The following is a 13,082-nucleotide window of genomic DNA, read 5'->3' as shown; positions in this document are numbered from 1 at the left end:
GATGGCGTTCGCGTTCGCCGGCCCCTTCGCATTGATGAAGCCCGGCGAATGACCCTTCGTTGGCGACCTGACTGTTCGAGCTCGAGACGAGCGCCTGGATGTTGGGACTTCCCGCGCCCGGAATCTTGCCCAGTGCCTTGCCTTCCGCGATCACCGCCTTGGTCTCGTCCGGAAGGCCGATATCCATCACCTTCTGCGCGTATTCTTCGTAATAATTCTGATCCGGCAACGACTTGGTCTGACGCATCAGGCGGAAGATGTCGATCAACTGCCGCTTGTCGAGCTTCGCGACCGGCTTCTGCGTCAACGCGTAAAAGCTCAGCGCGTCGCGCCAGGTCTTGGCGGTCGGATAGGCGACGACCCACCGCTTCAGCCATGTCACCGTCTGCGGCGTCAGGCCGGCGGCAGCCGATTGCGCGATGCCATATTTGTAGATGTCCTCGGACTGCGTGCCCGAGGCGACGAGCTTTTCGAGATCCGCCATGCCACCAGCGGTGTCACCACCCTGCACCTTGGACTTTGCCAGATAGAGCGGCAGGTTCTTTTCGGTCGATCCGTGCTGCTGCGCCTGCTGGAACAGGCGAATCGCGCGCGCCCAATCCTTGGCGTCATAAGCGATGGTGGCGCGGCTGTATTCGAACTTGGGCAGCATGTCGGCCGGCGTCTTCGGATTGACGATCAGCGCGTCGAGCGGCGCGATCATCGGGGCCGGGTCGAACGCGCCGTTGGTGCCGCTGGAGGCGTCGGCAATCTTCTGAGACACCAAGGCATAACGCAGGAAGGTGGCGATATATTTGTCGTCGTCGGTCTTGGCGGCCGCTTCGGCCTCTCCGACCGCCGCCTCGGCCGTCGCCAGGTCCTTGGCGAGCAGCGCGGTCTTCGCCTTGTTGGCGGCGACCGCCACCGCCTGCGTATATTGCGGGCCCGCGGGAGCCTCTTCCTTCTTCTTCGCGAAGGCGGGCGGCGCAAAGGCCAGGCCGGCCGCGCCGGCGACCATCGCCGCGGCGAAGGCGGCCGTCGAAATGCTCTTCATCAAACTCTCCATCTTGGGCGGGGGAACCCTTCCCCTTCGCCTCTAGTCAGCGGGCGCCCAGGGTTCAAGCGCATCGCCGCGCAAATGGGCGAATGGGGCTGAACGCGGATTGAATGGCGCAATCGCCACGCTAGAAGACAGACGACCGACGGACCGAGGACTGGGGGGGGGTAAATAGATGCTGGCCGCATTGATGTTGATGGCCGCGCCCCAACCGGCGGGGGCCGCCGACGTCGGCGCTCGTGATGCAGCCCTTATGTGCGCGAGCGTCGCTGCGAGCGGAGCAACCAGCGACACACGGCTCATCGGCGCAGCGCATGTGACCTATTATCTGACCCAAGCCGCGCATCTCGATACCGGCGCGACCACGCTAATGGCTGCGTTGGGGCGAGTCAAAAGCGACTTTGCCGCGCGCCCGCCGCTGTCAATCGACCAGGGGCGCCGGATGGTTTCCGTCTGCGACGCTCGTTTCCCCGTCGCGCGACGTACCGGGCAGGTAGTCCTGCCGACAGATGGTCTCAGGCGTAACGTCATGTGCGTCATGGAGCTGAACTTCATCGGCGGGTCATCCGAAAAGGCTTTCGAGCAAACCGGTGACCGCACCGCTCTCGACCGATATCTGAAAGCGTTGAAGAGCTACCGCCCTTTGTCGGATGCCGCCATCAGCCGCGCCGGCTACCCGAACGAGGCTGCGGCCCAAGCGCCGATCGAGCAGACGATCGTCGCCGCGCTCGATCTCGGTAATGCTTATGCGATTGCCGACACCTGCATCGCAGCGCTTCCATCGAGCTGATCCCTCGCGCGCGTACGCGCGCACGCGTGACATCGGCTGTGTGACCCGCTAGGGTCGTCATCGAACAGCAACATCACCTGAAAGATACCGGACCTTGACCGACGAGACCGTCCTCGCCGACCCCTCGGACATTACCCCGATCTCCATCGTCGACGAGATGAAGTCGTCGTATCTCGATTACGCGATGAGCGTGATCGTCGCCCGCGCGCTGCCCGACGTGCGCGACGGGTTGAAGCCGGTGCATCGCCGCATCCTGTTTTCCGCGCAGGAGAGCGGATTCTTCTATAACCGCCCGTACCGCAAGTCGGCGCGCATCGTCGGCGATGTGATCGGTAAATATCACCCGCACGGCGACAGCTCGATCTACGAGGCGTTGGCGCGCATGACCCAGGACTGGGCGATGCGGCTGCCGCTGATCGACGGCCAGGGCAATTTCGGCTCGATGGATCCCGACCCCGCCGCCGCGATGCGCTATACCGAGGCGCGCCTGGCGAAGTCGGCCGGGTTCCTGATGGAGGACCTGGACAAGGACACGGTCGATTTCGTCCCGAATTACGACGGATCGGAAAGCGAGCCCTCGGTCCTGCCCGCGCGTTTCCCCAACCTCCTGGTCAACGGCGCCGGCGGCATCGCGGTCGGCATGGCGACCAACATCCCGCCGCACAATCTCGGCGAAGTGATCGACGCGTGCTTCGCGTATATGGACAATGGCGCGATCACGACCGAAGAGCTGATGGAGATCATCCCGGGGCCGGACTTCCCGACCGGTGCGGTGATCCTCGGCCGTTCGGGCGCGCGCTCCGCTTATGAAACCGGCCGCGGCTCGATCATCGTGCGCTCGCGCTACGAGATCGAGGAAGGACGCAACGACCGCCGCTCGATCGTGCTCACCGAAATCCCGTACCAGCAGGGCAAGAACGCGCTGGTTGAGAAAATCGCCGAGGCCGCCAAGGACAAGCGGATCGAGGGTATCGCCGATATCCGCGACGAATCGAACCGCGAGGGCGTGCGGATCGTCATCGACCTCAAGCGCGACGCCACCGCGGAGGTCGTGCTCAACCAGCTGTGGCGCCACACGCCGGCACAGGGATCGGTCCCGGCCAACATGCTGGCGATCCGCGGCGGGCGGCCCGACATCCTCAACCTGCGCGACTTCATCCAGGCCTTCATCCAGTTCCGCGAACAGGTCATCACGCGCCGCTCGAAGTTCGAGCTCGCCAAGGCGCGCGACCGCGCCCATCTGTTGCTCGGCCTGGTCATCGCGGTCACCAATCTCGACGAAGTCGTCCGCATCATCCGCGGGTCGTCGAGCCCGACGGAGGCGCGGCATGCCCTGCTGATGCGCGAATGGCCGATCGCCGAGATCGCCTCGTACATCAAATTGGTAGAGGCGACCGATGTCGAGGTCACCGGCGATACCTATCGCTTGTCGGATCTGCAGGTCCGCGCGATCCTCGACCTGCGCCTCCACCGCCTGACCGCGCTCGGCCGTGACGAGATCGGCAAGGAGCTCGAGGAACTGGCGTCGTCGATCGCCGAATTGCTCGAGATCCTCGCCAATCGCGTGCGCCTCTATGAAGTGATGCGCGAGGAACTGGTGGCGGTCCGCACAGAATTCGCCACCCCGCGCCGTACCGAGATCGCCGCCGCCGCCGACGGCATCGAGGACGAGGATCTGATCGAGCGCGAGGAGATGGTCGTCACCGTCACGGTGCAAGGCTATATCAAGCGCACCAGCCTCGACACGTTCCGCGCGCAGAATCGCGGCGGCAAGGGCCGCGCCGGCATGGCGACCAAGGACGAGGACGCGATCACCGAATTGTTCGTCACCTCGACCCACACGCCGGTGCTGTTCTTCTCCACGCTCGGCCGCGTCTATCGCATGAAGGTGTGGCGCCTGCCCGAAGGCGGACCGGCGACGCGCGGGCGGCCGATGATCAACCTGCTCCCGCTGGCCGAGGGCGAGACGATCTCGACCGTGCTGCCGTTGCCCGAGGACGAGACTGAGTGGGGCAAGCTCCATGTCATGTTCGCGACCGCCAAGGGATCGGTGCGCCGCAACTCGATGGACGCGTTCACCAACGTGCCGTCGAACGGCAAGATCGCGATGAAGTTCGAGGGTGAGGACGAAGACGACCGGCTGATCGGCGTCGCCTTGCTGGACGAAAGCGACGACGTGCTGCTGGCGACCCGCCAGGGCAAGGCGATCCGCTTCGCCGGCGACGATGTCCGCGAATTCCAGAGCCGCAACTCGACCGGCGTGCGCGGCATGCGGCTGGCCGACGGCGACGAGGTCATCTCGCTGTCGATCCTGCACAAGGTCGGGGTCAAGGATCAGGAAGAGCGCGAGGATTATCTGCGCCACGCCCCCTGGAAGGGCGAGGATACCGAAGGCGTCCGCAAGCCGCGCGAAATGGACGATGCTCGTTACGAGGAACTGATCGCCAAGGAACAGTTCATCCTGACCGTCTGCGCCAACGGCTATGGCAAATTGTCCTCGGCTTACGAATATCGCCGCACCGGGCGCGGCGGCCAGGGCATCACCAATATCGACAATATCGCGCGCAACGGGCTGGTCGTCGCCAGTTTCGCCGCAACCAAGGGCCACCAGCTGATGCTGGTCACCGACCAGGCCAAGCTTATTCGCATGTCGCTCGGCGACTTGCGTGTGATCGGCCGCGGCTCGGCCGGCGTCCGCCTGTTCAACGTCGCCGAGGAGGAACATGTCGTCTCGGCCGCGCGGATCGAGGAAAGCGAAGGCGATGCCGAAGCCGACCTGACGACCGCGGAGGACCAGGAGATCGCATCTGACACCGGCGCGGACACGGCGGACGACAGCGCGGCTGGACCCGCGGACGGCGACTAGTCTCGTTCGCTCCCTCGGCGCCGCCTGCGTCGGCGCTCGGAACAGGCTGGTGCCGGGGTCCGCCGTGCAACGACGGAAGCCATGGCTCGTTGCCCGGCGAATGCCGGGACAAGCCCGGCATGACGAAATCAAGCGTGCGGAGAGATGTATGACCGAGCGGCCGACTACCGCGTACAAAGTGCTGACCGCCGATCAGATGCACGCGCTCGAAGCCGACCGTTTCGAGGGCGCGCCGGTCGACCTGGCCGATGGCTATATCCATCTGTCCACCCGCGATCAGCTGACCGAGACGGTCGACAAGCATTTCGCCGGCCAGAACGATTTGTGGGTCGCGGCAATCGATCTCGAAGCGCTCGGCGGCAGCGTGAAATGGGAGGAATCGCGGGGCGGCGCGCTCTTCCCGCACGTCTACGGTCCGATGCCGCTCGAGGTCGTGGTCGCCTATTCGCCGCTCGAGCGCGATAACGAAGGGACGGTAAAACTCCCCGTCGCTGGCTGATCAGGGCAGCAGGTCGACGACCTCGAACTCGCCGCCTTCCTCACGCAGCAGCATCGTCCGGTGGCAATGTTTCGGGTCGCGCTCGAAGCACAGCAAGGCAGAAGGTTTCTCGGACGCGAGATCGCGCAATCGCGCTGCCTGCGCCTGCGCTTCGGGTAGATGAAGCTGGCCGGCATAGACGCGCTCCATCGTCCGCCAATCGCCTTTCTTGGCCGCGTCCCGCCCCGGCTTGGGTGTCCCGAGCGCCTTTAGATGGACATAGCCGATCCCTTGATCCTTGAGCGACGCCGCCAGGATGTTCTTGGAAAAGCCGGGGCGTCGCGACAGAGGCAGCGCGCGGACGTCGATGACCTGCTCTACCCCGGCGCCCTTCAGCGCGGCGAGGAACTCGTCCATTGTGACGCCTTCATAGCCGATGGTGAAGATCTTCATCGTCTTTCCAACGCAGCAAGGTTGTCACGGCTCCCCAGGCAATCAGCGCCTGGCCAGCGAAATAGAGCGGCCAGATCAGGAAGATGGGGATCAGTGACCCCGAGAACGGCCCGATCTTGGCGAAAATCAACAAGTCCGACGCGACGAACATCACCGCGCCCAACCCGACGCGATAGCGCGGGAAGCGGCTGATCCAGGCGCTCGCGGCCATCGCGCCCAACCCTGTCGCGTACAGCGCGATGCCCGGCGCCCCGGTTCGATCGGCCGGCAGCAGGAAAGCGATCACGGGCACCGCGATCAGCAAGAGGATCGCCAACGCTATCTGGCTCGGCGTCGGCTTGGCGCGGCGATGCGACAGGTAGAGCAGGACGGCGGTCAGATGTCCCGCCAGGAACGCCAGGGCGCCGTCGGTCTGGCTGCGCTCGAGCAGGACGTCGCCGAGCGCGCCGAACAACATGACCGCGGTGATCAGCCAGCCGTCGCGATTATGCGCGTTGACCGCGGCCCAGACGGCCAGCAACGCGACTCCTGCGCCTTTCCAGGCCATCCAAGGCAAGGTCGGGACGGTGTGCTGCCCGACGAACCAGAAGCTCGCCCCCGCTACCAGCGCGAGGAGAAACAGCCAAAGGGCGCGGAGCTTGGGCGGCGTCGCGATCATGACCGGAGGATGGCGCGACCTCCGCCATCCGGCAACATGCTTTGTCATCGGCGAGTCATCCCGCTATCGCGCGGCACAATGACCCACGACATCCATATCATCGGCGGCGGCCTCGCCGGATCCGAAGCCGCGTGGCAGCTCGCCGAGGCGGGCGTGCGCGTGAAGCTGTCCGAGATGCGCGGCGGCGGCGACATGACGCCCGCGCATCAGACCGACGGGTTAGCCGAGTTGGTCTGCTCGAACAGCTTCCGCTCGGACGATGCCGAGAACAACGCGGTCGGCCTGCTCCACGCGGAAATGCGCGCGCTCGATTCGATCATCATGAGCGAAGGCGATCGCCACAAGGTGCCCGCGGGCTCGGCGCTGGCGGTCGACCGCGACGGCTTTTCCGCCGGCGTCACCGCGCGGCTGGCGACGCATCCCAACATTACGATCGTGCGCGAGCGCGTCGACACCTTACCCGGCGAAGGCCTCGCGATCGTCGCGACCGGTCCCCTCACCGCCCCCGGTCTCGCGACCGGCATCGGTGCCGCCACCGGAAGCGACGCACTGGCGTTCTTCGACGCCATCGCGCCGATCGTCCATCGCGACAGCATCGACATGGACACCGCCTGGTTCCAGTCGCGCTGGAACAAGGGCGACGGCAAGGATTACATCAACTGCCCGCTCGACAAGGATCAATATCACGCCTTCGTTCAGGCATTGATCGACGGCGAGAAGACCGAATTTCGCGAATGGGAAAAGGACACGCCCTATTTCGAGGGCTGCATGCCGATCGAAGTGATGGCCGAGCGCGGCCCCGAAACGCTGCGCTTCGGGCCGATGAAAGGCGTCGGACTCGACGATCCGCGCACCGGGCGCTGGCCCTATGCCGTCGTCCAGTTGCGCCAGGACAATGCCAGCGGGACCTTGTGGAACATCGTCGGCTTTCAGACCAAGCTGAAACATGCCGAGCAGGTTCGGCTGTTCCGAACCATTCCGGGGCTCGAAAACGCCGAATTCGCCAGGCTCGGCGGGCTGCATCGCAACACGTTCATCCGCTCGCCCGAATTGCTCGACCCGACATTGCGGCTGAAGTCCCGACCCAACATCCGCTTCGCCGGGCAGATCACGGGGTGCGAAGGCTATGTCGAAAGCGCGTCGATCGGGCTGCTCGCGGGTCGGTTCGCGGCGGCGGAATTGCGCGGCGAGGTGTTGCCGCCGCCGCCGGTCGAAACCGCGCTCGGAGCGCTGCTCCATCATATCACCGGTGCGGCGGAAGCAACGACCTATCAGCCGATGAACGTCAATTTCGGCCTGTTCCCGCCGATCGCCGGCCGGACGAAAAAGGCCGATCGCAAGAAGATGTATACCGACCGCGCCCGCGCCGCGCTGGCCGATTGGATCGCGGCTTGAAGCGGTTCGCCATCCCGACGGCGGCGGACGGTCGCTCCCTTGACGGTTTTCCTTAGGAATCGTCCTCCCTGCCCTCGTCAGCGGCGGCGGGCGCCTTTTCGGGCGCGCATTTCGGGCGCGGCCTTGCCTTGCGCTTGACCGCGGTGGTGGCGAACTCGGCGGCGTTCATCGCCCCCGATTTGTCCTTGTCCGCAGAGGCGAACTTGGCTTCTGCCTTGGCAGCCCATTCGTCGAACGAGAGCGTGCCATTGCCATCGACATCCAGCTTGGCGAACGCCTTGTGCCGCGCCATCAGATATTCGTCGCGCGTGATCGAGCCGTTGCGATCCTTGTCATAACGGTCGAACCGCTTCTGCTCGCGCGTCGCGGGCAGCGCTTCGGGAACGGCCGGGTCGGATGCTTGCGCACCGGGTGCGGTCGCGGGAATATCGGTGGCCGGCATCGCGGCGAGGCGTGGCGCGGGCGGCGAACGCATCGCCTGCAAAGTCATTCCGGCCACCACCAGCAACACGCCAGCCGCCGCCCCCGCCAGATATCGCCACATCGTCTGCTCCCCTAGCTTTCCGATCACGCTAGCGCGCGGACGTACCGGTGAAAACCAGTTACCTCCATCATGGTGCTATCGGCCGGTCAGCCGGAAACGCGCGAGGCGGAAGACGAAGCGCGGCGGAATGGTGCCGGCGAGTCCGCGCCGCGCGATCAGCCCCAGTGCGCCGAGCGCGCGCCCGTTACCGCTCCACCGCCCGGTTCCCGCGCGCGACAGCGCCGCCATCGCGTGCGCGCGCACGGTCGCGGCATGGCCCGCGTCGGCGAGATTCGCGCTGAGGTCGGCCAGCGCCCATCCCGTGCCGGCCTCGCCCGCGGGATCGCCGTCCGCCGCGCCGATCGCCCGCGCGGCGGTCTCGAACAGCAATCGGCCGCGCCGGTGCCCATGGGCATCGATCGCATCCGGGCCGAACTCGCCCAGCAGCGGCTCCCATCCGTCGATCATGCCCGCCAGCGTCCCGCCGGTAACGCCCAGCGGCAACGCGACCTTGGCCAGCGCCTGCAACACCGGTTCGCCGGGTGGCGGGGCGACGTCGAGCCGTTGCAAGGCTTCGCGCCACCAGGCCAGGCGCATCTGGCCGATCAGCGGTTCCCGCGTGGTGCGCAGCACATTGCCAAGCGCCGCGTCGAGCTCGAACAGCGCGATCAGCCCCGCGCGCGCCGGGGCGGGCGCATAGCCTATCGCCAGATCGCGCCACGGATCGCCGGACGTGGTCACCGCGCCGTTAACCATCCCGATTGAGAGGCGGTTAGCCGTTTCTGGTGCAAGGCGCAGGCTCGTAGGACCAGATCGGGCGGAACGGGGCACATGTTCGGACTTTTCAGCGGCAGGCTGGGAACGGCGCGCACCTTCATGGGGCGGCTCCGGCACGACGTTCGCGGCAACACGCTGGCGATGATGGCGATCGCGCTCATTCCAATTTCGGCCCTTGTCGGATCGGGCGTGGATACCGCCCGCCTCTACATGGTCAAGGTCCGCTTGCAACAAGCCTGCGACGCCGGCGTGCTGGCGGGACGCAAGGCGATGGCGGTCTCGGGCGCGACGACGCTCGACACCGACGCCACCAACCAGGCGAACACGTTCTTCAGGAACAATTTCACCAGCGGCTGGATGAAGACCAGCTCGGTTTCGTTCACACCCAGCAAAACGGCGGACAATCAGGTCTCCGGCGTGGCGCAGGCCACCGCGCCGATGTCGGTCATGAAGATGTTCGGCATGCCCGACGTGACGCTCAACGTCACCTGCCAGGCGCGCTACGACATCGCGGATACCGACGTCATGTTCGTGCTGGACACCACCGGCTCGATGGCCTGCACCACGGCCGACGACCCGTGCGGCGCGTCGGCGGTCAGCTATACGCGGCCGGACGGCACGATCGGCTATCACGCTGTGGAGGAAAGCGGCTCGAAGATCTCGGGCCTGCGCAGCGCAGTGCTCAATTTCTACGATACGATCGCGGCCAACGTCGATCCGTCGACCCATATCCGTTATGGATTCGTGACCTACACGTCGACGGTAAACGCCGGTTACGCGGTGACCGCGGTATCCCCCGACTATGTCGTGAACAGCTGGACCTACCCGTCGCGCAGCATCACCGTCGATGCCAACAACGGGTCGTCCAGCACCACGAATTACACCAATACGAGTTCCGCGACTTGCAGTACCTACGCCGGACGCACGCCCGCGACCGGCTATACGACGAGCGGCACGGCGACCGTTAAAACGGTAACCTGGACCTCGTCGAGCAACGGCACCTGTGCGGTCAAGTCGCAGCCGGTCAAACCGACCTGGCGCTATCAGAACGTCACGTACGATACGAGCCAGTACAAGACCGGCACGGCGGTGACCGATCCGAGCAAGATCACCGGCGCGACCAGCACCTGGCAAGGCTGCCTGGAAGAGCGCGACACGACCGCGTCGTCGAGTTTCGACGTCAGCAACCTGCCGCCCGATCTCGACCCCGACCTGATCCCGAGCAGCGACTCCACCCGGTGGCGGCCGATGTGGCCGGATGTGGTCTACTACCGCGGCAACAACAGCTCGATCGATTATGCGGGCAACGGCAGCACGCCCTATGGCGACTACAAGCCGACGACCGACGGGCCGACGACCACCTATACCAACATGATCCCCTATGCCGCCAACGGCTGGGCCAGCAACATGTCGTCGGGCTATGTGTCGTGCGGCAAGCCCGTCTCGCGCCTCGCAGTCATGACGCGCGATCAGGTCAACGCCTATCTGACCGCGTCGGACTTCGTGCCGCAGGGCGGCACCTATCACGATACCGGCATGATCTGGGGCACGCGGATGATCTCGCCCAACGGCATCTTCGCGGCCGATACCGCGGCATGGCCGGGGCGCAACGACCCGAACCGCTACATCGTGTTCATGACCGACGGCGACATGGCGCCCAACTACAACATCTACGGTATGTACGGCATGGAATATTACGCCAAGCGCGTTACCGGCACGTCGGGCCTGTCGAACGACCTGTCCTATCACAACGCGCGTTTCGTCGCCGAATGCTCGGCCGCCAAGGCGCGTGGCATCACCGTGTTCGTGGTCGGGTTCGGCCAGACGTTGACCACCCAGCTTCAGGCGTGCGCATCTCCCGGACAGGCTTATTACGCCAGCGACAACGCCTCGCTGAACACCGCTTTCCAGAGCATCGCCAAGCAGGTCGCCCTGCTCAGGATCTCGCAATGATCGGGCGGCGCTTGCGGCTCCTCGCCCGCGACACGCGGGGAGCGACGCTGGTCGAATTCGCGATCGTCTCGCCGGTCATGATCCTGATGCTCATGGGGATCAGCGACCTGGCCTATCAGATCTACGCGCAGGCGATCCTCAACGGATCGCTGCAGAAGGCGGGTCGCGATTCGACGATCCAGGGCGCGGCGAACAACACCGCGGCGATCGACCAGAAGGTCAGCGACATGGTCAAGAAGGTCGCCGCCAACGCGACCTTCACCTTCACCCGCAAGAATTACGACTCGTTCAGCCTGATCAAGCCCGAACCCTTCACCGATTCCAACGGCAACGGCGTGCGCGACGCGGGCGAATGCTTCACCGACGTCAACGGCAACGGTTCGTGGGACAGCGACCCCGGCATCACCGGTCAGGGCGGCGCCAACGACGTCACCGTCTATACCGTCACCGTCACCTATCCGCGGCTCTTTCCCGTGGCGCGGCTGTTCGGCTGGTCATCCACCGTAACCATCTCGTCGAGCACGTTGCTCAAGAACCAACCTTATGCCTCGCAATCGGTGATCACTCCCAAACAGGTGTGCACATGACGCCCGTTTTCCGCCTCGCGCGCACCCTGAAGTCGTTCGCTCCGACCACCGGCCGCCGCCTCGCCCGCGACAAGAGCGGCCTGGCGCTGCTCGAATTCGCCTTCTCCATGCCGCTCGTGCTGATGATCGGCCTGTATGGCATCGAGACCGCGAACCTCGCCCTGATCAACCTGAAGGTCAGCCAGATCGCGCTCAACCTCGCGGACAATGCGTCTCGGGTCGGCTTGCTCAATAACGTCAATATCGAGCAGCTTCGCGAAGTCGACATGAACGATGTTCTGCAGGCCGCGCGCAACCAGGGCGCCAACATCGGTCTCACCACCAACGGCCGGATCATCGTCTCCAGCCTCGAGACGGACAGTACCGGTACGCAGCGCATCCACTGGCAGCGCTGTCTGGGGCAGAAACCCGGGACCGGTTACGATTCGTCTTATGGCACGACCACCGTCACCGCCGGCACGACCACCGACCCGGCCGATGCCGGCACGCTCGCGCCGTCTGGCATGGGCGACGCGGGCCAACAAGTGAACGCCCCGGTCAAGGGCGGCGTGATGTTCGTCGAGGTGAATTATCTCTATCAGCCGGTCGTCGGCAATTGGTTGTTCGGCACCTCGCGCATCCATTATGTCGCGTCCTATGTGGTACGCGACAATCGCGATTTCACGCAGATCTACAATCCGTCGCCCGCGGCGACCCGGATGACCTGCGATAAATATCCGGCCTGATCGACAACGAACACAAGCATACGAAAAGGCCGACGGTTTCCCGCCGGCCTTCCCGCTTTCAAATCTCTTTCGAGATCAATAGCGATAGTGATCGGGCTTGAATGGCCCCTCGACCGGCACGCCGATATAATCGGCCTGCTTCTGGCTGAGCTTGGTCAGCTTCACGCCCAGCTTCTCGAGGTGCAGCTCGGCGACCTTCTCGTCGAGATGCTTGGGCAGGACATAAACGTCGTTCTTGTACTCGTCGGCCTTGGTGAAGAGCTCGATCTGCGCCAGCGTCTGGTTGGTGAAGCTCGACGACATCACGAACGACGGGTGGCCGGTCGCGTTGCCCAGGTTCACCAGGCGGCCCTTCGACAGGATGATGATCTGCTTGCCGTCGGGGAACTCGACCAGGTCGACCTGCGGCTTCACTTCGGTCCACTTGTAGTTCGACAACGCCGAAATCTGGATCTCGCTGTCGAAGTGGCCGATGTTGCAGACGATCGCCATGTTCTTCATGCCCTTCATGTGATCGGCGGTGATCACATCGGCATTGCCGGTGGCGGTGCAGAAGATGTCGGCGCGGGTCACCGCTTCCTCCATCGTCACGACCTCATAGCCCTCCATCGCCGCCTGCAGCGCGCAGATCGGATCGATCTCGGTCACCAGCACGCGGGCGCCGCCGTTGCGCAGCGACGCGGCCGAGCCCTTGCCGACGTCACCGAAACCGGCGACGCAGGCGACCTTGCCGGCGAGCATCACGTCGGTCGCGCGGCGGATCGCGTCGACCAGCGATTCCTTGCAGCCGTAGAGGTTGTCGAACTTCGACTTGGTCACCGAATCGTTCACGTTGATCGCC

13 protein-coding genes are annotated in these 13,082 nt (G+C 64.9%); 7 read left to right on the top strand and 6 right to left on the bottom strand.

What is annotated here, in order from left to right; genetic code table 11:
* A partial coding sequence (locus tag ACTHJR_RS12975) for a hypothetical protein (protein WP_440523651.1) occupies positions 1 to 1,033 on the bottom strand: 1,033 nt, incomplete at its 3' end.
* 178 nt (positions 1,034 to 1,211) lie between these two features.
* Between ACTHJR_RS12975 and ACTHJR_RS12970 the strand changes: the two genes are divergently transcribed.
* The 3 genes from ACTHJR_RS12970 (at position 1,212) to ACTHJR_RS12960 (ending at position 5,191) form a co-directional block, all read left to right on the top strand.
* Complete coding sequence (locus ACTHJR_RS12970) at positions 1,212 to 1,826, top strand: hypothetical protein (protein WP_440523650.1); 615 nt, start codon at positions 1,212 to 1,214, stop codon at positions 1,824 to 1,826.
* Between the two features lie 94 nt (positions 1,827 to 1,920).
* The gene (gene gyrA, locus ACTHJR_RS12965; RefSeq protein WP_440523649.1) at positions 1,921 to 4,692 is read left to right on the top strand and encodes a DNA gyrase subunit A; all 2,772 of its coding nucleotides are present in this window, start codon (positions 1,921 to 1,923) and stop codon (positions 4,690 to 4,692) included.
* 148 nt (positions 4,693 to 4,840) lie between these two features.
* Entirely contained in the window at positions 4,841 to 5,191 is a 351-nt protein-coding gene (locus tag ACTHJR_RS12960; RefSeq protein ID WP_440523648.1) for a DUF952 domain-containing protein, read from the top strand.
* On the opposite strand, the gene ACTHJR_RS12955 is transcribed toward ACTHJR_RS12960, so the two are convergent.
* Both ACTHJR_RS12955 and ACTHJR_RS12950 read right to left on the bottom strand, forming a co-directional pair.
* Positions 5,192 to 5,623: a DUF488 domain-containing protein gene (locus ACTHJR_RS12955; RefSeq protein ID WP_440523647.1), complete on the bottom strand. Its 432-nt coding sequence runs from the start codon at positions 5,621 to 5,623 to the stop codon at positions 5,192 to 5,194.
* Positions 5,598 to 6,281 carry a lysoplasmalogenase family protein gene (locus ACTHJR_RS12950; protein WP_440523646.1) on the bottom strand — a complete coding sequence of 228 codons (684 nt, stop codon included), beginning with the start codon at positions 6,279 to 6,281 and terminating at the stop codon, positions 5,598 to 5,600. Before ACTHJR_RS12950 ends, ACTHJR_RS12955 begins: the two co-directional genes overlap by 26 nt.
* 78 nt (positions 6,282 to 6,359) lie before the next feature.
* Between ACTHJR_RS12950 and trmFO the strand changes: the two genes are divergently transcribed.
* A complete protein-coding gene (gene trmFO / locus ACTHJR_RS12945; protein WP_440523645.1) occupies positions 6,360 to 7,676 on the top strand; it encodes a methylenetetrahydrofolate--tRNA-(uracil(54)-C(5))-methyltransferase (FADH(2)-oxidizing) TrmFO in 1,317 nt (438 codons plus the stop codon).
* A gap of 52 nt (positions 7,677 to 7,728) precedes the next feature.
* On the opposite strand, the gene ACTHJR_RS12940 is transcribed toward trmFO, so the two are convergent.
* A complete protein-coding gene (locus ACTHJR_RS12940) occupies positions 7,729 to 8,220 on the bottom strand; it encodes an EF-hand domain-containing protein (RefSeq protein WP_440523644.1) in 492 nt (163 codons plus the stop codon).
* 75 nt (positions 8,221 to 8,295) lie between these two features.
* Positions 8,296 to 8,955 (bottom strand): squalene/phytoene synthase family protein, encoded by a 660-nt coding sequence (locus ACTHJR_RS12935; protein ID WP_440523643.1) that lies wholly within the window; start codon positions 8,953 to 8,955, stop codon positions 8,296 to 8,298.
* A 75-nt stretch (positions 8,956 to 9,030) separates the two neighbouring features.
* On the opposite strand from ACTHJR_RS12935, the gene ACTHJR_RS12930 reads away from it, so the two are divergent.
* From ACTHJR_RS12930 to ACTHJR_RS12920, 3 genes are read left to right on the top strand one after another with little or no spacing between them, the layout of a single operon-like run.
* A complete protein-coding gene (locus ACTHJR_RS12930; protein ID WP_440523642.1) occupies positions 9,031 to 10,929 on the top strand; it encodes a pilus assembly protein TadG-related protein in 1,899 nt (632 codons plus the stop codon).
* Positions 10,926 to 11,516 (top strand): TadE/TadG family type IV pilus assembly protein, encoded by a 591-nt coding sequence (locus tag ACTHJR_RS12925; protein ID WP_440523641.1) that lies wholly within the window; start codon positions 10,926 to 10,928, stop codon positions 11,514 to 11,516. The genes ACTHJR_RS12930 and ACTHJR_RS12925 overlap by 4 nt, the downstream gene beginning before the upstream one ends.
* Positions 11,513 to 12,241 (top strand): TadE/TadG family type IV pilus assembly protein, encoded by a 729-nt coding sequence (locus tag ACTHJR_RS12920; protein WP_440523640.1) that lies wholly within the window; start codon positions 11,513 to 11,515, stop codon positions 12,239 to 12,241. The genes ACTHJR_RS12925 and ACTHJR_RS12920 overlap by 4 nt, the downstream gene beginning before the upstream one ends.
* A 75-nt stretch (positions 12,242 to 12,316) precedes the next feature.
* Here ACTHJR_RS12920 and ACTHJR_RS12915 read toward each other — a convergent pair.
* Positions 12,317 to 13,082: adenosylhomocysteinase (locus ACTHJR_RS12915; RefSeq protein ID WP_440523639.1), on the bottom strand; the 766-nt coding region annotated here is incomplete at its 5' end.

The sequence above is a fragment of the Sphingomonas sp. genome (genome assembly GCF_051962185.1).
Lineage (GTDB): Bacteria > Pseudomonadota > Alphaproteobacteria > Sphingomonadales > Sphingomonadaceae > Sphingomonas.
This window is presented reverse-complemented; position numbering and strand designations above follow the sequence as displayed.